This is a genomic window from Aquisalimonas sp. (genome assembly GCF_007120195.1).
In the GTDB taxonomy this organism is placed as follows: domain Bacteria; phylum Pseudomonadota; class Gammaproteobacteria; order Nitrococcales; family Aquisalimonadaceae; genus Aquisalimonas.
The window spans coordinates 1-23542 of record NZ_SKOG01000241.1 but is presented as its reverse complement, the minus strand read 5'-3'; the positions used below and the strand labels follow the sequence as shown (position 1 = coordinate 23542).

Sequence of the window (23542 nt, the reverse complement as noted above, 5' to 3'; positions counted from 1 at the left end):
CTGGTGAGACGCTACATCATGGAAATGGGCAAACACAGCCCTTACAAGCTGAACGGGGCAAACGCGCAGAGGTGACGCATGCAACGCCGGATTCACTGGCTCGATGACGGCGATGAAACGCTCTTCCCCTCGCCGGATCAGGCCCTGACACGCCCCAACGGCCTCGTGGCCATCGGTGGAAATCTCTCCGAACGGCGCCTGCTGGCGGCCTATCGGCGCGGCATCTTCCCGTGGTTCGAAGAGGATCAGCCCGTGCTGTGGTGGTCCCCGGATCCACGCGCCATTCTCGTTCCCGATGCCGTTCACGTGGGTCGCAGCCTGCGCAAACGCCTCCGTAAGGCCGGTTTTGAGGTCACCTTGGATACCGCGTTCGATGATGTGATAACGGCCTGCGCCGCGCCGCGAGGCGGGGAAACCGGCACCTGGATCACGAAAGACATGCATGACGCCTATTGCCATCTCCATGACCGGGGGTTTGCCCATTCCGTGGAGGTCTGGCATCACCTGCGCCTGGTGGGCGGCCTCTATGGTGTCGCTCTCGGGCGGGCCTTTTTCGGCGAATCCATGTTCAGCCGTGCCCCGGATGCGTCCAAGGTTGGTTTGATTCACCTGGCCGGACAGCTCTCGCGCTGGGGATTCCACGTCCTGGATTGTCAGATTCTCTCACCGCATCTCGCGGCGTTGGGAGCGCGCGAGTGCTCGCGCGCACAGTTTCTGGAGGGGCTGGACGCGGCGCTGGCCTATCCGGATAGGCAGGGCCACTGGCGTTTCGATGCCGATTTTACGCCGTTGCCCCGCCGGGAGACCCCAGAATGAGCTCCGCAGACAATGAGCGTCGCCTCTGGCTCTACGCCACGGGTGACCATGAATGTGCCTATTTGCCGAACCGTACGGCGCGCACGGTCTTCGTGGACCCGACCTTCTCACTCCATAACCGTCATTACAGCCAACTCATCCGCCAGGGAATGCGGCGAAGTGGCCGTTTCATTTATCAGCCGGGCTGCCCGGGCTGCAATGCCTGTCAGTCCCTGCGTGTTCCCGTGCGCGTGTTCCAGCCACGCCGCCGCCAACGCCGTTGCTGGCGACGCAACAGTGACCTGAGCGCGATTGTTCGCGGGGCCGATTTCCGCCAGGAACATTTCGACTTGTACGTCCACTACGTGGCAACGCGACATCCTGGCGGCGGCATGGATGAGCACGACCCGGACAGCTACATGGATTTTCTTGTTGCACCTTGGGCGGAAACCCGGTTCGTCGAGTTCCGCGAAGGCGACCGGCTACTGGCCGTCTCCGTGGTCGATCTTATTGCCGACGGATTTTCAGCGGTGTATACCTTCTTCGCGCCCGATGAAAGCCGTCGCGGCCTTGGTACCTACGCCGTTTTGTGGCAGATTGACGCAGCTCGCCGGTACGGCCTTGATTACGTCTATCTGGGCTACTGGATCGCCGCATGTGCCAAAATGAGCTACAAGGCTGATTATCGGCCCTGCGAGGTCTACCAGGGCGGCGAATGGCGCGTACTGAGCGATCCGCGCTCACTGTCTTGATGAGAGCCAACCGTGTTGCGTCCCGCACGAATTCCGGGTCTGTCATCGATTGACGGCGGCCGGCACCGGGCCTGACAACGCCTGGCACTGACGGGCTCCAGGCCGAAACTTGCAAGAAAACGCTCAATCAATCGATCAGGAGGTCGAAGACTGCATGGCGAAAGATGATCATATCAAGATGCAGGGTACGGTAGTCGAAACCCTGCCCAACACCATGTTCCGTGTCGAGCTCGAGAACGGACATGTCGTGACTGCCCACATCTCGGGCAAGATGCGTAAGCACTATATTCGCATTCTCACCGGAGACACCGTGACGGTAGAGCTGACGCCTTACGATCTCAACAAGGGCCGCATCACCTACCGCGCCCGCTGACGCCCCCATCACGGCTCATTACGCGCTGTGGGCAGACCCCGGTGTCTTGCGCCGTGCTCCTCAAAAGCCAGCCCCCCTTCCATATACCCTGGAACAAGCGGTCATATACCCTGGAACAAGCGGTCGCACGGGGCCCGCGATCATCCGGCCGCGATTGGTCAATCCGCCACGGCCTCAGTGCCGCCGGCGAGCTCAAAGCCGAGTTCGTCGTCCTGGGCACGGATGATGATTTCACCGCCATTGGACAGCCGCCCAAACAGCAGCTCTTCCGCGAGATGCTTGCGGATCTTCTCCTGGATGAGCCGTCCCATGGGGCGTGCGCCCATCTGCGGATCGTAGCCCCGGTCGGCCAGCCAGTCGCGGGCCGTCTCGTCGACGCGCAACACCACGTGCTTCTCCGCGAGCTGGGCGGCCAGCTCGTCCACGAACTTGTCCACCACCCGCCGGATCGTGACGCCGTCCAACGCCTGGAACTGGATGATCGCGTCCAGACGGTTGCGGAACTCCGGCGTGAACGATTTGCGCACGCTCTCCAACCCATCCGTCGAGTGGTCCTGGGGCGTGAAGCCGATGGACCGCCGGTTCATATCTTCCGCGCCGGCATTTGTGGTCATCACGAGGATCACGTTGCGGAAATCGGCGTGGCGGCCATTATTGTCCGTCAGCGTGCCATGATCCATGACCTGCAGCAGCAGGTTGAAGACATCCGGGTGCGCCTTCTCGATCTCGTCGAGCAGCAGCACCGAATAGGGATGCTTGATGATTTCCTCGGTGAGCAGCCCACCTTGGTCGTAACCCACATAGCCAGGGGGTGCGCCGATGAGGCGCGAAACCGTGTGCCGCTCCATGTACTCCGACATATCGAAGCGGATTAGCTCGACGCCAAGCAGGCGGCCCAGCTGCCGTGTCACCTCGGTCTTGCCGACCCCCGTGGGCCCGGCAAACAGGAACGAGCCGGTGGGCTTCTCGGGCGCCGCCAACCCGGCCCGTGACATCTTGATGGTTGATGCCAGGCTGGTGATGGCCTCGTCCTGGCCGAAAATCACCGACTTGAGGTCAGACTCCAGGGTCTCGAGCACCTTCATGTCGGAGCTGGAGACGCGCTTTGGCGGAATCCGGGCCATGCTGGAGACGACCTGCTCAATGTCGAGCACGCCGATGCTCTTCTTTTGCTTGGACGGTGGCATGAGCCGCAGCCGCGCCCCGGCTTCGTCGATCACGTCGATGGCCTTGTCCGGCAGACGCCGATCGGTGATGTGCTTACTGGACAGCTCCGCGGCGGAACGCAACGCGCGATCGCTGTACTTGACCCCGTGGTGCTCCTCGAAGCGGCTCTTGAGCCCCCGCAAGATCCGGAACGTGTCCTCGACTGTGGGCTCGGGGACGTCGATCTTCTGGAAGCGGCGTGCGAGGGCCCGGTCTTTTTCGAAAATGCCCCGGTATTCCTGATAGGTCGTGGAGCCAATACATTTCAGCTCGCCGCTGGCCAGCATGGGCTTGAGCAGGTTACTGGCGTCCATCACCCCGCCCGAGGCCGATCCCGCACCGATGATGGTGTGGATCTCGTCGATGAACAGCACGGCGTGCTGGGTCTTCTCCAGCTGCTTGAGGAGCCCCTTCAGACGTTTTTCAAAATCACCGCGGTATTTCGTGCCGGCCACCAGCGCGCCCATGTCCAGGGAATAGATCGTGCTCTTCTTGAGTACGTCCGGCACCTGGCCGTCGACGATCAGCTTGGCGAGCCCCTCCGCGATGGCCGTCTTACCCACCCCGGCCTCGCCCACGAATAACGGGTTGTTCTTGCGGCGCCGGCACAGCACCTGAACGGTGCGTTCGACTTCCTGGCGCCGGCCAATGAGTGGATCGATCCGCCCGCGACGGGCCTTATCATTGAGATTGGTGGCAAAGCTCTCCAGCGGTGACTTGCTGCCGGACTCGACGGCACCTTCGTCTTCCGCCTCGGAGTTGCCCGGATCGCTGCTGCTCTGCTCCTGGTCCCCCGAGACCTTGGAGATGCCGTGGGAGACGTAATTGACCACATCGAGCCGGGTGATGCTTTGCTTGTGCAGAAAGTAAACCGATTGCGACTCCTGCTCGCTGAAGATGGCCACGAGGACGTTCGCCCCGGTGACTTCTTTGATGCCCGCGGACTGAACATGAAGGATGGCCCGTTGCAGCACGCGCTGGAAGCCGAGCGTCGGCTGGGTCTCCCGGGAGTCATTGGGAGGCAACAGCGGCGTCGTCTCGTCGAGAAAGGATTCAAGATCCTTCTTCAGGCCTTCGAGGTTGGCACCGCAGGCCCGCAAGACGTTGACGGCAGTTGGATTGTCTGTCAGCGCGAGTAGCAGATGTTCAACAGTGAGAAACTCATGCCGCTTTTCCCGCGCCTCCTTGAACGCGAGGTTCAGAGTGAACTCAAGTTCTTTGCTCAGCATGTGTGCTCACCTCTTCAAGAGACCGCAACGGAATGGCGCCTCATGTGTGGACTGGCGCCGGGTGCGGGTAGTTCCCCGCGCGCATCACGCCTCCTCCATAGTACACAGCAGCGGATGGCTGTGCTCTCTGGCATAATCATTGACCTGTTCGACTTTCGTCTCGGCCACATCCCGGCTGTAGACGCCACAGATTCCGCTACCTTTAGTATGGACCTGCAGCATGACCTGTGTGGCACGCGAGCGATCCATGCTGAAGAATGTCTGCAGCACATCCACAACGAACTCCATGGGCGTGTAGTCATCGTTCAGCAGCAGCACCCGGTATAATGGCGGGCGTTTCAGTTTCGGCTTCGCCTGTTCAACAGACAGGACGCCATCACCCTGTTGGTCACGACGCTCGTCACTCATGGCTTGTCATCTCACAGATTCTTGCGGTTGGCTCGATTCTACCAACCTATTTTAAGAGAGGCTGTGGCGGCGTCCAATGCACAGTGTCGCAATCTGTGACAGGTCGACCGGTCGGATGCCGGCAAACCGCGAACCCGCGTACACACTGTGCAGGCCATCTCGGCATGATGCGGCAAACGCTTGACTCATAAGAATGTGCGGCCATCCATCGGCAAAATCAAGCCAACGGTTACAGGGCACTAGAAAAGCCCGGCCAAGTGCGTGGCCGGGCTCTGGGGCGCTGGCCCACCGCGGTGTGGGGCGGGGGCCATAACCGCGTGCGCTTAAAACTGCTCTTGCTCGGTGGAACCGGTCATCGCCGTCACGGACGATTCACCGCCCTGGATGGTCGTGGTCACCGTATCGAAGTAGCCGGCACCCACTTCGCGCTGATGGCGCGTGGCGGTGTAACCGTCCTTCTCGCTGGCGAACTCGGCCTGCTGGAGCTCCGAGTAGGCGCTCATCTGCCGCTCCTTGTAACTCTTGGCCAGGGTGAACATGGAGTAGTTCAGGGCGTGAAAACCGGCCAGTGTAATGAATTGATACTTGTAGCCCATGGCACCCAGCTCGCGCTGGAACTTGGCAATGGTCGCATCGTCGAGGTTCTTGGCCCAGTTGAACGACGGCGAGCAGTTGTATGCCAGCGCCTTGTCCGGGTACTCGCTGTGGATCGCCTCGGCATAGCGCTTGGCAAAGCCCAAATCCGGCTTGCCGGTCTCGCACCAGACGAGGTCCGCAAACGGCGCATAGGCGAGGCCGCGGGAAATGGCCTGTTCTTCGCCGGCCTTGACCCGATAGAAGCCTTCGGCAGTACGCTCGCCGGTAATAAACGGCACATCCCGTTCGTCGGCGTCGTTGGTGAGCAGATCGGCTGCCAGGGAGTCTGTGCGGGCGACGAGGATGGTGGGCGTACCCATGACATCCGCGGCCAGGCGCGCGGCGATGAGCTTCTGCACCGCCTCCTGGGTCGGCACCAGCACCTTGCCGCCCATGTGACCGCACTTCTTCACGGCTGCGAGCTGGTCCTCGAAGTGCACCCCGGCGGCGCCCGCCTTGATCATGCCCTTCATCAGTTCGAAGGCGTTCAGCACGCCACCGAAGCCGGCCTCCGCATCGGCCACGATTGGCACCATCCAGTCAACGCTGTTGTCCCCTTCGGCGTGCGTGATCTCGTCGGCGCGCAGCAGGGCGTTGTTGATGCGCTCGACCACGGCGGGCACGGAGTTCACCGGGTACAAGGACTGGTCCGGGTACATGGTGTGGGCCTCGTTGGCGTCCGCGGCGACCTGCCAGCCTGACAGGTAGATGGCCGGCAGACCGGCCTTGACCTGCTGCAGTGCCTGATTGCCACTCATGGCGCCCAGCGCGTTGACGTAGGGCAACTCCTGCATCTTCTTCCAGAGTTTCTCTGCGCCCTGGCGCGCCAGGCTGTACTCCACCTTGACGGTACCGCTCAGACGCACCACTTCTTCGGCGCTGTAGCCACGCTGCACGCCCTTCCAACGCGGATTCTCCGCCCAATCCTTCTTCAGTTGTTCGATCGCTGCCTGATCGTTGCTCATCGCATTTGTCTCCCGAATCCAGGCGATGTCCTCGCCCATGATAATGAAATAACCGGAGCTGACCCCGTGTGCACGGCCGCCCTGCGCGGCACGGGGATACTGAGCCCGCTACTATGACTTTCGCTTGCGAGCCACCTTGACTGAAGGGCCCTCTTGAGGCCGGCGATCAGAATCAACTGACAGGGCTCACGACACCGGCGGCGGTGCTGGCGCAGCCGCCGGAGTGTGCCACGACGCACTGCCCGGGTGGATTCCCACCCGGTAAGGCAGCCATCGCGGGCTGCATGGCATCGAGCTTCGGGTTCAAAGCCCGCCGCACACGCATTGACGTTACTGGTCGAGCGCGCCTCCATGCGTGAGCCAGGAGCCTCCAACGGTATCAATACATGGCGTCACTGATCGCGGTGTCCTGACGGTCGTTCTTCCATGAGTGAACGGCATTGTATTGTCGCGGCGCATCATTTGACAACGCCCGCCGGTCAATCTTGACTATTGGCAATCCCAATACTCCGAGAGCCCCATGCCTGACGCGTCCGGTCGACTGTATTACAAGAATAACCGCGTCAAACAGCTGCGAGCATTCTGCTACACGGCTCAGGCGGGGAGCATTTCCCGGGCGGCAGAGCGGCTGTTTTTGAGCCAGCCCTCGGTGTCACTGCAGATCCAAGCCCTGGAGCGGGAGATGGAAATCACCCTGTTCGAGCGGCGTGGCCCGAAAATCAGGCTCACCCCCGACGGCAAGGCGCTCTACGAACTGGCTCTGCCCTTGGTGGACGGCATCGATGCCCTGCCGGCGCGGTTCGCCGAACGCCACCAAACGCTTCAGCGAGGGCGTCTGGATATCGCCGCCGGGGAGTCCAGTACGCTGTACCTGATCCCGGATCTGCTCAAGGACTATTTGGACCGTTACCCGAATAGTCCCGTGAAACTCCACAACCTGGTGGGCGCGGATATGCTCTCCGCGCTGCGCAACGACGAAGTGGATTTCGCGATCGGTTCCATGCTGGAACTGCCCGATGACATCGCCTATCGCGCCGTCTACTCTTTCGACACCTCCTTGATTCTCCCATATGGCCATCACCTGGCGGATAAGGATCGTATCGAGTTGAACGATCTGGCGAGCGAGGAGCTGATTCTGCCCCCACGCCACCTGACGACGTGGCGGCTGGTCAACCTGGTGCTTCAGCAACACGACATCCCCTACGAGGTTCGCCTGGAAGTCGGTGGCTGGGAAATCATGAAGGCTTACGTGGAGCGGGGTTTCGGCATCGGAATTGCCAGCAACATATGCATCACCGGGCGCGACGAACTGGTCGTCAAACCGCTGCCCAGCGTATTCCCTCGGCGGACCTACGGCGTCATGTGGCGCCGCGGCCGCTTCCTGTCGCCCCAGGCCAAGCGGTTCATCGAACTGATGCAGCCCGGATTCTTTGATGACCCGGGGATGGACCGGGAGACTGAGGTAAGGGGTGATAACCGGGTGTTCGTTCCCTCGGCCGGCGCCACCGGGGCGGACTAGGACTAGTGTCCTGTAACCGGTCTCAGCAGCCTTTCGGCCCACGCGCCGCTGGCCGGGCGTGGGTGGACCTTGTCCACCGAAACCGGGCCGTATAGGCTTAAGGCCCATGGTCTGGAAGCCTCACGTTACCGTTGCAGCCGTAGCCCAACAGGATGGTCGATTCCTGCTGGTAGAAGAGTATGCGGGTGGGGATCTTGTCCTCAACCAACCCGCGGGCCACCTTGAACCGGGCGAGAGTCTGGTCGCCGCGGTGGTCCGGGAAACCCGGGAGGAATCGGCCTGGACATTTCGCCCGCAAGCCCTCGTCGGCGTCTACCGCTGGTACAGCCCAACCAGGAACGAAACGTTTATCCGCGTGTGCTTCTGCGGTGATGTTGCAGACCATGTGCCCGAGCAGCCGCTCGACGATGGCATCCAGCGCATCGTTTGGGCGAGCCCGGAGGACTTGCGGACGACGCCCGCGCGCTTGCGCAGTCCGTTGGTGCTTCGCGCCATCGACGACTACCTGTTCGGTCGCCGGTTCCCGTTGGATGTCTTCCAGGACGTGATCGAGCGCTGACACAGCCCTCCTCGTCCTGCCAGCGGGGCTGGTTGGGTTTGGGGCAACAAGCGGAGCCGGTGTATGCTTCCGCTGCGCATGCAAATCGAGTCGGAACGCACCACGCATTATGTCCACTTCCCGCGCCCCTAGCGTCATCGTCGGCCTCTCCGGCGGGGTCGACTCCTCGGTCGCCGCGCTACGGCTCGTGGAACAGGGCTACCGTGTCCAGGGTTTATTCATGCGCAATTGGGAAGACGACGATACCGATACCGTCTGCACGGCCGAGCAGGACCTCGCCGATGTGCGCCAGGTCTGCGCAGAACTGGATATTGCTCTGCACCAGGTGAACTTTGCCGCTCGCTATCGGCAGCAAGTCTTCGATGACTGCCTGCGTGAGTTCGAGGCCGGGCGCACTCCCAACCCCGATGTGCTGTGTAATCGCGAGATCAAGTTCCGGGCCTTCCTGGATCACGCCACACGGCTCGGCGCAGACTATGTTGCGACCGGGCATTACGCGAGGCTGGGTGAGGCGGATGGACAGACTCTGCTGCTCCGGGGGCGTGACCGCGCCAAGGACCAAAGCTACTTTCTTTACATGGTTGGCCACGAGGCCCTGGCGCGTACGCTATTCCCTGTGGGCGATGTAGAGAAAGCCGAGGTCCGACGGATTGCCGAAGACGCCGGTTTTGACAACTTTGAGAAAAAGGACAGCACGGGCATCTGTTTTATCGGTGAGCGGGATTTTCGTGGTTTTCTCTCACGGTATATCGCCGGCAATCCGGGGCCGATTGTTGATACCACCGGGCAGCGTATCGGCGAGCACCAGGGGCTGAGCTTCTATACGCTCGGGCAGCGCCAGGGGCTGGGTATCGGCGGGCGTGCCAGCAGTGGTAGCCAGCCTTGGTACGTGGTGGACAAGGACATGGACACCAACACCCTGATCGTTGCCCAAGGCGTTGATCACCCGGCCCTGTTCTGCGAGGAACTGGAGGCCACCGATGTGCACTGGGTCGCCGGTAGACCGCCGGTGACGCACGGCGTGTATCCGTGCACCGCGAAGGTCCGCTATCGCCAGCCGGACCAGTCCTGCAAGCTGGCGTTTCACGGCAGCGGCGTCCGGGTTCGCTTCAACGAGCCGCAACGTGCCGTCACGCCGGGGCAGTCGGTCGTCTTTTATCAGGGTGAGCGCTGTCTCGGCGGCGGCATTATTGCCCGCGGTTATCAGGCTGGAGACCGTTGATGGATCAGGCATGGCGCGAACAGACACTGGCCCTCGCGGCCCTGTTCCAGGCACTCACTGAGATCCGCCGCATTGCGCGTACCGGCCAGACAAGCATCGAAGAGGTGGAAACCTGTATCAATGGACTGCTGAACCCCTATGAGGGCGACGTCGGAGACGCCTACGGTGGCGACGTCAAGCTTCTGCCCGGGCTGCGGCGACTGCGCACCCAGCTCTCAGACCCACAGGACACAGAACTCACCCGCTACGCCATCGTGTTGATGCACCTGGAGCGCAAGCTCATGCGCAAGCGCGCCATGCTGAAGCACCTCGCCGAGGGGCTCGAGCAGGCCCGGGACCGGGCGAGCTATTTCCACCCGGCCCACGAGAACGTCATTGGCTACCTCGCGGACCTCTATGGCGAGACTGTGAGCACCCTGAAACCCAAGGTCATGGTCCAGGGGGAACGCCAATGGCTGGAAGACTCGCGTAACGCCAACCAGGTGCGCGCCTTGCTGCTGGCGGGCGTGCGTGCCACCACATTCTGGCGCAATGCCGGCGGCAGCCGCCTGCGTCTGGTTTTCGGCCGCAATCGCCTGCTCGAGACCACAGAGCGCCTGGCCCGGGAATTGGCCGCGGGGTCGCTATGAGATCCACCCACGGCCAATGGGGCCAACAGAAGCCGCAAACCGGTACGCATTCATGTATTATACTGGCGCGCAGTGAAGTGCTGAACAACTCGGCATTCCTGGGCGGTTCCAGCAGCGCCCGTGTCCCGCCCAGGGCGCACGGATTTCGGGGAACCCGAAGGCGGGCCGGATGGGAACACCTACGGTAGATTGGGAGGCAGAATGACAAATAGTTTCAACGCGCGCTCGACGCTGTCGGTTCAGGGACAATCCTACGAGATTTTCCGCTTGGACGCCCTTGAGAAGCAGTTCGATTTGGGACGGCTTCCCTTTTCCCTGAAGGTGCTGCTGGAGAACCTTCTGCGCAAGGAAGACGGCGTCAACGTCACCCGTGAGAACATCGAGGCACTCGCCCAGTGGGATCCGAAGGCCAAGCCCAGCACTGAAATCGCCTTCACCCCCGCGCGCGTAGTTATGCAGGATTTCACCGGTGTGCCCGCCGTGGTCGATCTGGCCGCCATGCGCGACGCCATGCAGCGGTTGGGCGGCGATCCCACGCGCATCAACCCCCTGGAACCCGCGGATCTGGTCATTGACCACTCAGTGATGGTCGATCATTTCGGCACCGCCGATGCCCTGAACCTGAACACCAAACTCGAATACCACCGCAACCACGAGCGCTACAAGTTCCTGCGCTGGGGCCAGAACGCGTTCTCGAACTTTCGCGTCGTGCCGCCGGGCACCGGTATCGTCCATCAGGTGAACCTGGAATACCTGGCCGAAGTGGTGTTCACCAAGGAGGCCGACGGCGTCCACCGTGCCTACCCGGATACGCTGGTCGGAACGGATTCCCACACCACCATGATCAATGGCCTCGGTGTGTTGGGCTGGGGCGTAGGCGGCATCGAGGCCGAGGCGGCCATGCTCGGCCAACCCATCAGCATGCTTATCCCCCAGGTCGTCGGCTTCAAGATGAACGGCAAGCTCCCGGAAGGTACCACTGCCACGGACCTGGTGCTCACTGTCACGCAAATGCTGCGCAAGAAGGGTGTGGTGGGCAAGTTCGTCGAGTTCTTCGGCGACGGCCTCTCCAACATGCCCCTGGCCGACCGCGCCACCATCGCCAACATGGCCCCGGAGTATGGCGCCACATGCGGTATCTTCCCGGTGGACAACGAAACCCTGCGTTATCTCGAGCTCACCGGCCGTAGCGAGCACCAGATCAAGCTCGTCGAGCAGTATGCCCGCGAGCAGGGCATGTGGCGTACCGACGGCGATCGTGAAGCCGAGTACTCGGATATTCTGGAACTCGACCTCTCCACCGTCGAAGCCAGCCTGGCCGGGCCCAAGCGGCCCCAGGACCGCGTCGCCCTGGCCGGCGCCAAGCTGGCATTTTCCGACATGCTGGAGAAGTTCCTCGACGAACATCACGATGCCGAAGAGGAACGCTTCCTCAACGAGGGCGGGGACACGGCGGTCGGCGGCCAGGTCGACTACGACAAGGGCGCCGTGCAGATCGAGATCAACGGCCAGAAGACGCTGCTCAAGCACGGTTCGGTGGTGATTGCAGCCATCACCAGCTGCACCAACACCTCCAACCCGGACGTGCTGGTGGCCGCAGCGCTGGTAGCCAAAAAGGCCCACGAGCGCGGCCTGGGCTCGCAGCCTTGGGTGAAGACCTCCTTCGCCCCCGGCTCCCAGGTGGTACCCGCCTACCTGCAGAAGGCCGGTCTCAATCACTACCTCGACGAGCTCGGTTTCCAGGTGGCCGGCTTCGGCTGCACCACCTGCATCGGCAATTCCGGGCCACTGCCGGAGCCCGTCGCCGAGGGTATCCGCGACGGCCATCTGATGGTTGCCTCCGTGCTGTCGGGTAATCGCAACTTCGAGGGTCGCGTGCATCCCGAGGTGCAGACCAACTGGCTTGCCTCACCGCCGCTGGTCGTCGCGTACGCCCTGGCGGGCACCATGACGTTGGATCTCACCCGTGAGCCTCTGGGCAAGGATATGAACGGCCAGGATGTCTTCCTGAAGGACATCTGGCCCACGCAGAAGGAAGTCGCCGATGTGGTGAGCGTGAGCCTCAGCCGCAACATGTTCCAGGAAGGCTACGCCGACGTCTTCGCCGGCGACAAGAATTGGCAGAATATCGAGGTCTCGGACGCCGAGCGATATGACTGGGCACCGTCGACCTACATTGCCAACCCGCCCTATTTCGAAGGCATGACCATGGAGGAGCCCGGCGTTACGGAGATTACCGACGCCCGCTGCCTGGTGTATGTCGGCGACTCCATTACCACCGACCACATCTCCCCCGCCGGCGCTATCAAGCCCGACAGCCCGGCCGGGAAGTACCTGCAGGAGCAGGGTGTGGAACCCAAGGAGTTCAACTCCTATGGCTCGCGCCGGGGTAATCACGAGGTGATGATGCGCGGCACCTTTGCCAATGTCCGGCTGCGCAACAAAATGGCACCAGGCACCGAGGGCGGCTGGACCACCCATGTGCCCTCCGGCGAGGTCATGAGCATTTTCGACGCGGCCATGCAATACAGACAGAAGGGCACCCCGCTGGTGGTGCTTGCCGGCAAGGAGTACGGTACGGGTTCCAGTCGCGACTGGGCGGCCAAGGGGACCAACCTGCTCGGCGTGCGGGCTGCCATCGCGGAGAGCTACGAGCGTATTCACCGCTCCAACCTCGTTGGTTTCGGTGTTGTGCCCCTGCAGTTCAAAGAAGGCGATAGCGCCGTCTCCCTCGGTTTGACCGGGGAGGAGGCCTTCTCCATCTCGTCCCTCGAAGGCGAGCCGGAGACCGTGACGGTCACCGCCACGGCGCCGAATGGCAAGACCACCACCTTCGATGCCCTGGTGCGCGTGGACACCCCGAAAGAGTGGGAGTACTTCCGCAACGGCGGGATCCTGCACTACGTGCTGAGGAATCTCGCCCGGGAGTCTTGACCCGCAGACTCCCGTAGTGCACGGGAGCGTAAGCCGGCCCGCTCCACCGAGCGGGCCGGCTTATCGTGTTGGCCCCTATGATTCGGAGCTGCTGCGCGGGCACGGCTCAGGTCCAGTTCCGACGGATGCTCCCTAGTGTCCTGTAACCGAAATGCGATGACGACACAGGCCGAGGCTCACAACACCATTGCGGTCACGCTCTTTTTCGATTACAACTGCCCGTTCTGCTACGTGGCAAGTCATCGGCTGGAGCGGCTGCAGGATCGCTACAACCTGGATATCCTGTGGCGCTTTGTGGAAATCCACCCGGGCAACCCGGCAGTGGGTCAACCCCTCTCGGCGCTGGGCTACGCTGATGAGCACTGGCAGCGCTTAACGCAGGCGCTCGACGAGATGGTCAGCCATGATCGGCTGCCCTGGCAGCCACGTCAGTTCACAACCAATACCCGCCGCGCGCTGCTGCTTGCGCAGACGGTGCAGCTCTATAGGCGCGGGTGCTTCCTGCCACTCCATCGCGCCCTCTTTCATGCGTACTTCGCGCAGGGGCGGAACATCGGTGATGACAGGGTGCTTGAGGCGCTAGCACGGGAGCACGGCGTAGACGACCTTGTCGAAGCCGCCTGGGCAACGGCGGAGCCGCTGGAGGTGTTCCTGTCCCACGTGCAGGCTGCGCAAGAATTGGAGCTCACCGGCGTACCCGCTCTGGTCGTGTCGGGGCGGGCGTTTCACGGTGTGGTGTCCATGGAGATACTCGAACAGGCCCTCGGTCGCGCCGCGTCGGGGGCTTGAATCAGTGACCACGCACTGTGCCTGGGGCGTTGCCGACGCGCCCTGCCATGGCGCCGGGTCATCCGCACTCAAGGCTTGATACCGGGCACCTTCACCAGCGGCCCATCCTCGGGCGATTCGCCTGGGCTGGTTGATCAGCCCATTGTCTGCTGCGCGCCACGGACGGACTCCGGAGCGAAACCGGGAATCAGGAGCATGCTGATGTAGTCCAGGTACTGCTCGAACTCGGGACCGGTGGGGATGGTCTCCGGAGTGTCCCGGCGCATTTGCAGGGTTCCGAGATAGGCCGAATAGGCCAGCACGGCGCGCTGTCGAGCCTCGCTCGCGGCGAGCCCCACAGCCAGGTAGCAGTCAACCATGAAGCCGATGCGCCGGTTATTGACGCGCTGGAGGACCGGGCGAACGCGCGGATGGTTCGCCGCCGAGGCGAATGCGAGATACAGCTGGCCAGCGCGCTTGCTGCCATCGGCACTGCGAAACAGGCGATGAATCCGACTGCGGGCATCGTGCTCCATCTCGGCGCGGGCAATGACGTCTTCCGTCTGCTGGCGTTCCCAACGCTTCAAGGAAGCGTCCAGGAGCGCCCCGCGATTGGTAAAGTGCCAGTAGAAACTGCCTTTGGTCACGCCGAGGATACGGCCAATACGTTCCACGGCGACCGCTTCAACACCGCTTTCGGCGACGGCGTCAAGGGCGGCATCGGCCCAGTCCTCGGCGGTGAGGGATCGGCGATTGCGTGCTGCGTTCATGGGGAATTTTCTACACCATACGACCCCGTACGGCAACACCATCACGACCCAGTCTGGCGTGGCGACTCGGTGGCCTCGTGCGCCGGCGATGGCAATTGACTGTGCACGATCATCGGCGCCGGGCGAGCACGCCAGTACCGCTGGCGTGTGGCCTCCTCGACCCACAGCGGCAGGAAAATCACCAGGTCATAGCACTGGATGAGCACCGAGCTAACGAATGTCGCCAGGCGCGCCAGTAGCCGGCAAAGCAGCATCAGGAGTTGTAATGCCAGCGCCAGGGCCAGGCCCGCGGCGATATGGCCCTGGCGCATCACCCCGGCGAGCGGCAGGGCCACGAACATTAAGGCGAAGGGCAGCAACACCAGCACCGCGGTTTGCACCGCCGCCGCGAGGGCATCACCGGCGGGTTCAGCAGGCCCCACCGGCGCAACGCCCCCATGCGCAAGCGCCACGCCAGCACAACCCGCGGTCAACATCACGGCCACGGCCAAGGCCAGCAAGAACAGCCACCGGCGACTGCTCGCGTCCAGGCTCGCAATCCCCGGTAGCAGGCCCGTCACTCTACAACTTTCCAGCATGACCAGTCCGAGCAAAGCGAGCGCCAGCAGGATCAGTACCGTGGTCGCAAACCCAAGCCCAGGCAAGCCCGCGGCGATGGGCACTGAACCCAGCAGGTCGTTAAACGGGATGGCGAGCAGGCTGCCGAGCACTAGAAAACCGAACCCGGCCATGGCCAGCAGCCCCGCCGAGAGCGTAAAGCGCCACAGCGAGGCCCCGGCGAGCAATCCAGTGCGCAGGTGGGGTTCCTCGTGCAGCCTTTCATAGTGACTCACGCTGTCCATGACCTGATCGGCGCGCTCACGCAGCCGGTCGATCCTCCGGGTTATCTCCTCCAGCGCCCGGCTGGCCCGACGCCATTGCGGCATTGTGCGATGCAGCGCCAGGTAACGTCGGCGCGATGCGCGCCGGTAGGCGTCCAGGAGATCCGCTCGCTGCATCTCGAGGCCATCACGCAGATCTTCAAGGGTGCGCTTGATGGAGGGATCCGCTGCGGCCAAGTCCGGGCCGAGGTGCTCCACCAACCGGGGCCAGCCCGGCACCTCCGGCGGCAGGGTGCGACCGCTGCGGTAGTCTGCCTCCAGCAGCGACAGCTGCTCGTGCAGCCGCTGCTGGAGGGCTGCCAAACCGGCGAACTCGACGCTTAGCTCCTTGCCGAGACGCTCCACGTGCCAGTCTGCCGTGCGCCGGGCCTGCTGACGCGCCTGAGCGATCAGCACCGAGCGCGTCCAGGCGCGCACATGGTACCCAGTGTGGGCGCAATAACGCGCAAGCAGTCGAAGCAACCGCCTCAACTCCGCGAAGAGCAGGCGGATGAACCCGTGCGCCGGGCGGCGCGCGAAATACCCTGCTACAAGAAACACAGAGACCCAGATGACGGCATCCAGGGTCGGGTTGGTGGTCAAGGCGAGTGTATCTTGCTCCAACATTCTGTCTCCTTTATGGACCGCCTGAGCATTCGGGTGCGGTCGCAACCCGCGCCCAATGATTCAGCGTTTGTTTGACGTTTCAACGGTCACACCCCAGGCTGGTCGCTCGTACCACGCCAGCGCCGCGCGGCCGTGGCATCCTCCACCGGTTTCCCAGTGACGATTATGGGGGGCGGCGCCGGTAAATCCCAAAACGCGTTTGTAATCGCACTGTCACATTGCATCAGTACGTTGGCGAGCGGCGACAAGCCCTGACGGCCACGTATTAATCCGTGTCGCGGCTAAGCGACCGCGATCCTGGAGCATCATGGACCAGATTGACCTCAAGCATCCGGATCTCTATATCAATCGCCAGCTTAGTATGCTGGAGTTCAACGCGCGGGTGCTCGAGCAGGCACGGATGCCGGACAATCCGCTGCTGGAGCGGCTCCGCTTCCTGTGCATTGTCAGCACGAACCTGGACGAGTTCTTCGAGATCCGCGTAGCCGGCCTGAAACAGGCCCAGGAGCTCGGCTCCACGCAGGCCGGCGCCGACAACCGCTTACCCCATGAAATACTGCGCGGCATCAGCCGGCGCGGCCACGAACTGGTCGCCGAGCAGTATCGTTTGCTGAACGAGGCGCTGATCCCGGCGCTCGAGCGCGAGGGAATCCGGTTCATCCGTCGGGGCGAATGGAATGCCGCCCTGCGGGCCTGGGTTCGCCAGTACTTCGAGGAGTCACTCCTGCCCGTACTCAGCCCTATGGGGCTGGATCCAGCACACCCTTTTCCGCGCATCCTCAATAAGAGCTTGAATTTTATAATTGAACTGGAAGGAATGGACGCCTTCGGGCGCAACAGCGGTATGGCAGTCGTGCAGGCACCGCGGTCGCTGCCACGCCTGATTCCGGTGCCGTGCCAGGCGACGGATGGGGCCCATGATTTCGTGTTCCTCTCTTCGATTATCCATGCCCACGTCCAGCAGCTGTTCCCCGGCATGACGGTCGTGGGTTGTTTTCAGTTCCGGGTCACTCGCAATAGCGACCTGTATGTGGACGAAGAAGAGGTGGACGATCTGCTGGTGGCGATGGAAGGCGAGCTGCAATCCCGCCGTTACGGGGATGCGGTACGCCTGGAGGTGGCTGCAAATTGCCCGGAGCACATGGCGCGCTTCCTGCTCGATGAGTTTGAGCTCACCGACGACGACCTCTACGAGGTCGACGGGCCGGTCAACCTTAACCGCCTGCTCGCGGTCTGCGACAGTGTGGACCGCCCCGATTTGACCTTCCCCGCCTTCACCCCCGGCTTGCCCGTAGCCATCACCCAAGCCAGCAGTATTTTCAAGCTCTTGCGCGGCCAGGACGTCCTCCTTCATCACCCGTTCCAGTCCTTCGCACCGGTGATGGACTTCGTCCGTCAGGCCGCCCGCGATCCCGGGGTGCTCGCGATCAAGCAGACGCTCTACCGCACTGGTCCCGACTCGGCCATCGTGGATGCCCTGGTCGCCGCCGCGCGGGCCGGCAAGGAAGTGACCGTGGTCATCGAGCTGCGCGCCAGGTTCGACGAGGAGGCCAATATCCAGCTCGCAAACCGCCTACAGGAGGCCGGCGCGCACGTGGTTTATGGCGTGGTCGGGCACAAGACCCACGCCAAGATGATTCTGGTGGTGCGGCGGGAGAACGGCAAACTGCGCAGCTACGTGCACCTGGGCACGGGCAACTATCATTCACGCACGGCGCGACTGTATACAGATTACGGGCTGTTGACCGCTGACCGTGCCATGGGCGAAGACGTCCACAGTATATTCCTGCAGCTGACCAGCCTGGGCAAAGTGGCCCCCCTGGAGAAACTCCTGGAGTCCCCGTTCACGCTCTTCGACGGCCTGCAGCAGGCGATTGAGCGCGAGGCCGATCACGCGCGGGCCGGCCGCGGCGGGCGCATTCTGCTCAAGGTCAATTCGCTGGTGGAACCGCGGACGATCCAGGCACTGTATGCCGCAGCCATGGCCGGCGTGGAGGTTGATCTCATTGTGCGCGGCATGTGCGCACTGCGTCCGGGCATTCCGGGGGTCTCGGAGCAAATCCGGGTGCGCTCGATTATCGGGCGGTTTCTAGAGCATACCCGGGTGTTTTACTTCGCCAACGGTGGCGACCCCGTGTTGCTGGCTTCCAGCGCAGACCTCATGGAGCGGAACTACTTCCGACGCGTGGAAATCGCGTTCCCCATCGAGAACCCGGAGCTGCGGGCGCAGGTACTGCATGATCTCAATGACTACTTGCGCGACAACACCCAGGCGTGGCTGCTGCAACAAGACGGCACCTACCGCCGGGCTGAGCCGAAGTCGGGCGAAGCGCCGTTTAGCTCCCAGAACGCCCTGCTGGCGCGTCTCGCCGAGCAGGGCTGAAAACCCGTCATGCCGACGTCCCTCCGGCTTCCTGCAGGCGTAGCGTTAACTCGAGCCGCTCCAGTGCTTCGGCCTCGACGTCCAAATCGGCGCGCGTCAGTGGATGGGCCAGGAGCCATCCACGGGGGAAAACCAGCATGATCATCCCCGGTTGGACGCCCAGCTGTACATCCGGCCCCGGTTCATCCAGCCGGCTGCGATGCAGAATGACGGCAAGGCGCAGGAGCGGAACCAATCGCTCCACCCGCACCCGCCGGTTATCCGGCACGCCATCCAGGGCACTGTCAGCGATCTTGCGGCGGTGGCAGCGAATCAGTGCAGCGAGCACCGCCTGGTCCTGGCTCGAAAACCCGCCAAGGTCACTGTGGCGGGCGAGGTATTCGCCGTGGCGGTGATAGCCGCCGTGGGCGATGTCGAGCCCGATCTCGTGTAACTGCGCACCCCAGCGTAACCAGCGCTGTGCTTCAGCATCCAGGTCCCATGGCTCCTGCACTTGGCGGAAGAGGTGCTCGGCGGTCGCTGTTACACGATCGGCGTGGGCGACATCGACATGGTAACGCTTGACAAGCGCCGACACTGTCTGGTCGCGCACATCCGCGAAATCCATGCGCCCGATCAGATCGTGTAACACGCCCTCTCGTAGCGCCCCGTCGGACACGGCCATACGCTCCACCCCCAGCGCCTCGAACACGCCCAGAAGCACCATGACACCGCCGGCGAAAACGGGTTTCCTCGCCGTCTCAAGGCCTGGGAGGGCAAGGCGGTCCAGGCGACCCGCGTCGACCAGCTGCTGGCGCAGCGCCTGGAGTCCCGAAAGGTCGATGTCGCCATGGGCAAGCCCCAGGCCACCCAGCACCGCCTGCACCGACCGCACGCTGCCCGAGGCACCAATCGCATGCTGCCACTGGGAGTGATGGTAGCGTCGTAGCACGGGCTCCAGTTCCTGGCCAACTGTCAGGGCAGCCTGGCTCAGTGTGTTTGCGTTGAGTCGTCCATCGGTCAAGCACTTGCGGGTAAGGCTGACGCAACCGATCTCCAGGCTATCCATGCATATTGGCTGCGCGCCTGCCCCGACGATCAGCTCTGTGCTGCCGCCGCCGATGTCGACGACCAGCCGGCGCTCAGCGTCATCCCCCAGACTGTGGCAGACGCCGATATAGATCAACCGGGCCTCCTCAACCCCGGAGATGACCTCCACCGGGTGGCCCAGCGCAGTCTCCGCCGCAACCAGGAACGCCTGGGCTTTGCGCATGCCTCGCAGGGCGTTTGTGCCGACAACACGGACGTTGTTGCGGGGCAAGGCCTTCAGGCGCTCACCGAATCGCTGCAGCGCCTGCATGGCCCGCTCCCGCACGTCGGGCGAGAGCCGACCTCGGGCGTCGAGGCCCTCACCCAGCCGCACCATGACCTTGATGCGGTCGAGCACGCGAAGCTCACCGTGCTGGCGGCGCGCCACGACCATATGAAAGCTGTTGGAACCAAGATCCAGTGCGGCGACGGTTTCGCCTACGTCTGACTCGCTTGCAGCCATCAAGACCGCCACCTCCGTTGCAGGTGAATGGAGGGTGGCGAAAACAGCACAAGCTTGCCGCGACCTGGATCAAGCCCCTCGCTGAAGCGCAGCAGCCCGAAGCCGGCCTTCTTGAACAGGGCGGGCCCACAGAGAGCGCCCGTCAGGCCCAAGCCCAGCAAGAGATTCATCTGGGGCTCATGCCCCACCAGCACCGTAGTGGCCACTGGGGGCTGGCGCTGCAGCCAGGCGAAGACCACGCGAGGATCGGCATCGGGGCTCAGTTCCGGAAGAACGATTCGCGCACCGGGGGGCATAGCCGCGGCCAAAACGTCCGCCGTCTGCCCGGCGCGCAGCAGATCGCTGGTGACCAGGCGATCGACGGAGCCGAGGATCCCTGCCAAGTCCCGGGCGACTGCCTCAGCGCGCTGCTGTCCCTCTTCCGTCAGCGCCCGGTCCGCGTCGTGCTGCCCCGGCGCGGCGTCCGCAGCGATTCCGTGTCGTAGGAGTAACAGCTGCTGCATGGGAGCGTGCTCTCTTCCGCGATGTGACGCTGCGAGTGTCCTGTAACCGAGATTCGTTGTCTTTTGCTTGTCGGTGCGCCTTCGAGGCCAGGCGCCGGGCCGAAGGCGTAGCGGACCCTACGGCGAGGACCGGCAACACCGCCTCGGAGGCGCACCGGCAAGCCCTCCGGGAGCGCCTGTCCGGCCGCGGAGCGGTGTTGCGCCTCTTGCCAAGGGCGACGGCCATTGGCTGCGAGCCGCGCCTTGCTCCGCGGCCGGACAGGCAGCTCAAAAGGCAACGAATGTCGGTTACAGGACACTAGTCTGCCATAGTAACCGTCTTGCGCGTATGATCACGCCCGCCCGGGCGATTGACCTTGAGACTGCGGGGCTGGACGGGGATAATGCGCGGCACTGCCGGCGGGAGGATGCGCCGGCGCGTTGGCGCCCAGCCGCTGACAGTTGATCGCTACAGTGCGCACGCGCTACAGCGCCCCATCCTGCCACTGGCCCGACGGACGTATCCGACGTGATTGAGAAGCTTCGCAACATCGCCATTATTGCCCACGTTGACCACGGCAAAACCACCCTCGTGGACCGCCTGCTGCAACAGTCCGGCACACTGGATGCCCGCGCTGCATTCACCGACCGTATCATGGACTCCAATGAGTTGGAGCGCGAGCGCGGCATTACCATTTTGTCCAAGAACACGGCCATTCGCTGGAGCGGCTATCGCATCAATATTGTCGACACACCCGGGCACGCCGATTTCGGCGGTGAGGTGGAGCGCGTTCTGTCCATGGTGGACTCGGTCCTGCTGCTGGTGGACGCTGTCGACGGCCCCATGCCGCAAACGCGCTTTGTGCTGCACAAGGCCCTGGAGCAGGGGATTCGCCCCATCGTGGTGATCAACAAGATTGACCGCCCAGGGGCGCGGGCCAATTGGGTGCTTGACCAAACCTTCGACCTGTTCGACCGTCTCGGTGCCAGCGATGAACAGCTGGATTTCCCGGTGGTCTATGCCTCCGCGCTGAATGGCTACGCGAGTACCGATGCGAACACCCTCCAAGGCGACATGACGCCGCTATTCCAGGCTATCGCCGACGGCGTGAGCCCGCCCGAGGTGGATCCGACAGGCCCGTTGCAGCTCCAGGTCAGTTCCCTGGATTACAGCAGCTACGTGGGCGTAATTGGCATTGGACGCATCAAGCGCGGCCGGCTCAAGACCAATACCCAGGTCACCGTCATTGACCGCTACGGCATGACCCGCCCCGGCCGCGTGCTGCAGGTGCTGAGCTATCTCGGTCTGGAGCGCACCGAGGTCCCCGAGGCTAATGCCGGCGATATCATCGCCTTCACCGGTGTGGATAACCTCCACATCTCCGACACCCTGTGTGAGCCCGGCACGGTGGAGGCACTGCCGGCCCTGACCGTTGACGAGCCGACGGTGAGCATGACCTTCGTGGTCAACAACTCGCCGTTCGCCGGGCGTGAGGGCAAGTACGTCACCTCGCGGCACATCCGTGAACGTCTGGAGCGTGAGTTGCTGCATAACGTCGCGCTGCGCGTCGAGCCCATGGACGATCCGGAGAAGTTCCGCGTGTCCGGGCGCGGGGAACTCCACTTGGGCATACTCATCGAGAACATGCGACGCGAGGGTTACGAGCTGGGTGTCTCCCGGCCCGAGGTCATTGTCCGCGAGGTGGACGGCCACAGGCAGGAGCCCTACGAGCAGCTCACCGTGGATGTTCCCAGCGATAGCCAGGGCGCGGTCATGGAGCGGCTGGGGGAACGTGGCGGTGAGATGCACAACATCACGCCCGATGGCAAAGGTCGCGTGCGTCTCGATTACATCATCCCCGCCCGTGGCCTGATTGGCTTCCGTACGGAGTTCCTGACAGCGACCTCCGGCGACGGTCTGATGTACCACGTGTTTGACAGCTATGGCGCCTATCGTGGCGGGGATCTCGGCCAGCGGGTGAATGGCGTGCTCATCTCCAACGGACCGGGCAAGGCCCTCGCCTTCGCCCTGTTTAATCTGCAGAACCGGGGGAAACTCTTCATCGGCCATGGTGAGGAGGTCTACGAAGGCATGGTGATCGGTATCCACGCTCGGGATAATGACCTGGTGGTAAACCCGCTCAAGGCCAAGCAGCTCACGAATGTGCGCGCGGCGGGCACCGACGAGAACTTGCTGTTGACCCCCCCACTGCGCCTGACCCTGGAGCAGGCGCTGGAGTTTATCGACGATGATGAACTCGTGGAAGTGACCCCGCGGGCCATTCGCGTGCGTAAAAAGCTGCTCAAGGAACACGAACGCAAAAAGGCGAGCCGCGCAGCGGTGAACGCGTAAGTGTGTTGCGTCAGCGAGTGCCCTCTCCCCGTTCGATCACCCCAGGTGTCCATGGCGTGGCTGCAGGCCGTACGCGGGCGGATTAGCGTAGCGTAATCCGCCGTCGATAACCCAGCGCCGCAGGCGCACGAATCAAGCCGCGTTTGTGCGCCGTTGGCGCGGATTGTTTGACGGTGCATTACGCTGTCGCTAATGACACCCTACGCCCTTCGATCCGACCCAGTGCCATGGCAGGACTCCACCACGTAGGGCGGGTTAGCGTAGCGTAACCCGCCGTCGATGACATAGCGCCGCAGGCGCACAACTTGTGTTGCGCCCGTGCGCCGTTGGCGCGGATTGTTTGACGGTGCATTACGCTGGCGCTAATGACACCCTACGCCCTTCGATCCGACCCAGTGCCATGGCAGGACTCCACCACGTAGGGCGGGTTAGCGCAGCGTAACCCGCCGTCGATGACATAGCGCCGCAGGCGCACGATGCGGTTATCCCCACCGCTGTTGGTGCTCCCGCAGCGCGCTTCGCCTTTCTCTCCAATCCGGCT

18 protein-coding genes are annotated in these 23542 nt (G+C 63.1%); 11 read left to right on the top strand and 7 right to left on the bottom strand.

Annotated elements, in window-relative coordinates; genetic code table 11:
- Positions 1-78 precede the first annotated feature (78 nt).
- The 3 genes from aat to infA all read left to right on the top strand — a co-directional run bounded on the left by aat (position 79) and on the right by infA (position 1920).
- Entirely contained in the window at positions 79-816 is a 738-nt protein-coding gene (gene aat / locus QZT63_RS17070; protein ID WP_290652832.1) for a leucyl/phenylalanyl-tRNA--protein transferase, read from the top strand.
- Positions 813-1547: an arginyltransferase gene (locus QZT63_RS17065; protein ID WP_290652829.1), complete on the top strand. Its 735-nt coding sequence runs from the start codon at positions 813-815 to the stop codon at positions 1545-1547. Before aat ends, QZT63_RS17065 begins: the two co-directional genes overlap by 4 nt.
- A gap of 154 nt (positions 1548-1701) precedes the next feature.
- Positions 1702-1920 (top strand): translation initiation factor IF-1, encoded by a 219-nt coding sequence (gene infA, locus QZT63_RS17060; RefSeq protein WP_290652827.1) that lies wholly within the window; start codon positions 1702-1704, stop codon positions 1918-1920.
- Between the two features lie 158 nt (positions 1921-2078).
- Here infA and clpA read toward each other — a convergent pair whose 3' ends face one another.
- The 3 genes from clpA to aceA form a co-directional block, all read right to left on the bottom strand.
- Positions 2079-4355, bottom strand: a complete 2277-nt coding sequence (gene clpA, locus QZT63_RS17055; RefSeq protein WP_290652825.1) for an ATP-dependent Clp protease ATP-binding subunit ClpA — start codon at positions 4353-4355, stop codon at positions 2079-2081.
- A gap of 84 nt (positions 4356-4439) precedes the next feature.
- Positions 4440-4763 carry an ATP-dependent Clp protease adapter ClpS gene (clpS, locus tag QZT63_RS17050; protein WP_290652823.1) on the bottom strand — a complete coding sequence of 108 codons (324 nt, stop codon included), beginning with the start codon at positions 4761-4763 and terminating at the stop codon, positions 4440-4442.
- A gap of 323 nt (positions 4764-5086) precedes the next feature.
- Entirely contained in the window at positions 5087-6364 is a 1278-nt protein-coding gene (aceA, locus tag QZT63_RS17045) for an isocitrate lyase (RefSeq protein ID WP_290652821.1), read from the bottom strand.
- A 520-nt stretch (positions 6365-6884) separates the two neighbouring features.
- Here aceA and QZT63_RS17040 point away from each other — a divergent pair.
- The 6 genes from QZT63_RS17040 to QZT63_RS17015 all read left to right on the top strand — a co-directional run bounded on the left by QZT63_RS17040 (position 6885) and on the right by QZT63_RS17015 (position 14016).
- A complete protein-coding gene (locus QZT63_RS17040; RefSeq protein WP_290652819.1) occupies positions 6885-7883 on the top strand; it encodes a LysR family transcriptional regulator in 999 nt (332 codons plus the stop codon).
- 106 nt (positions 7884-7989) lie between these two features.
- Positions 7990-8442, top strand: coding sequence for an NUDIX hydrolase (locus QZT63_RS17035; RefSeq protein ID WP_290652817.1), 453 nt, complete (start codon positions 7990-7992; stop codon positions 8440-8442).
- 109 nt (positions 8443-8551) lie between these two features.
- Positions 8552-9664, top strand: coding sequence for a tRNA 2-thiouridine(34) synthase MnmA (gene mnmA, locus QZT63_RS17030; RefSeq protein ID WP_290652815.1), 1113 nt, complete (start codon positions 8552-8554; stop codon positions 9662-9664).
- Complete coding sequence (hflD, locus tag QZT63_RS17025; RefSeq protein ID WP_290652813.1) at positions 9664-10293, top strand: high frequency lysogenization protein HflD; 630 nt, start codon at positions 9664-9666, stop codon at positions 10291-10293. The genes mnmA and hflD overlap by 1 nt, the downstream gene beginning before the upstream one ends.
- 201 nt (positions 10294-10494) lie before the next feature.
- Positions 10495-13227, top strand: a complete 2733-nt coding sequence (acnA, locus tag QZT63_RS17020; protein ID WP_290652810.1) for an aconitate hydratase AcnA — start codon at positions 10495-10497, stop codon at positions 13225-13227.
- A 156-nt stretch (positions 13228-13383) separates the two neighbouring features.
- Entirely contained in the window at positions 13384-14016 is a 633-nt protein-coding gene (locus QZT63_RS17015) for a DsbA family protein (RefSeq protein WP_290652808.1), read from the top strand.
- Positions 14017-14150: 134 nt separating this feature from the next.
- Here QZT63_RS17015 and QZT63_RS17010 read toward each other — a convergent pair whose 3' ends face one another.
- A complete protein-coding gene (locus tag QZT63_RS17010) occupies positions 14151-14765 on the bottom strand; it encodes a TetR/AcrR family transcriptional regulator (RefSeq protein ID WP_290652806.1) in 615 nt (204 codons plus the stop codon).
- A gap of 41 nt (positions 14766-14806) precedes the next feature.
- The gene (locus QZT63_RS17005; protein WP_290652804.1) at positions 14807-16252 is read right to left on the bottom strand and encodes a hypothetical protein; all 1446 of its coding nucleotides are present in this window, start codon (positions 16250-16252) and stop codon (positions 14807-14809) included.
- 307 nt (positions 16253-16559) lie between these two features.
- On the opposite strand from QZT63_RS17005, the gene ppk1 reads away from it, so the two are divergent.
- Complete coding sequence (ppk1, locus tag QZT63_RS17000) at positions 16560-18635, top strand: polyphosphate kinase 1 (protein WP_290652802.1); 2076 nt, start codon at positions 16560-16562, stop codon at positions 18633-18635.
- A gap of 7 nt (positions 18636-18642) precedes the next feature.
- On the opposite strand, the gene QZT63_RS16995 is transcribed toward ppk1, so the two are convergent.
- Together QZT63_RS16995 and QZT63_RS16990 are read right to left on the bottom strand one after the other, a co-directional pair.
- Complete coding sequence (locus QZT63_RS16995; RefSeq protein ID WP_290652800.1) at positions 18643-20166, bottom strand: Ppx/GppA phosphatase family protein; 1524 nt, start codon at positions 20164-20166, stop codon at positions 18643-18645.
- Positions 20166-20669: a histidine phosphatase family protein gene (locus QZT63_RS16990; RefSeq protein WP_290652797.1), complete on the bottom strand. Its 504-nt coding sequence runs from the start codon at positions 20667-20669 to the stop codon at positions 20166-20168. The genes QZT63_RS16995 and QZT63_RS16990 overlap by 1 nt, the downstream gene beginning before the upstream one ends.
- 508 nt (positions 20670-21177) lie before the next feature.
- Here QZT63_RS16990 and typA point away from each other — a divergent pair.
- Complete coding sequence (typA, locus tag QZT63_RS16985) at positions 21178-23001, top strand: translational GTPase TypA (RefSeq protein WP_290652795.1); 1824 nt, start codon at positions 21178-21180, stop codon at positions 22999-23001.
- Positions 23002-23542: the final 541 nt, after the last annotated feature.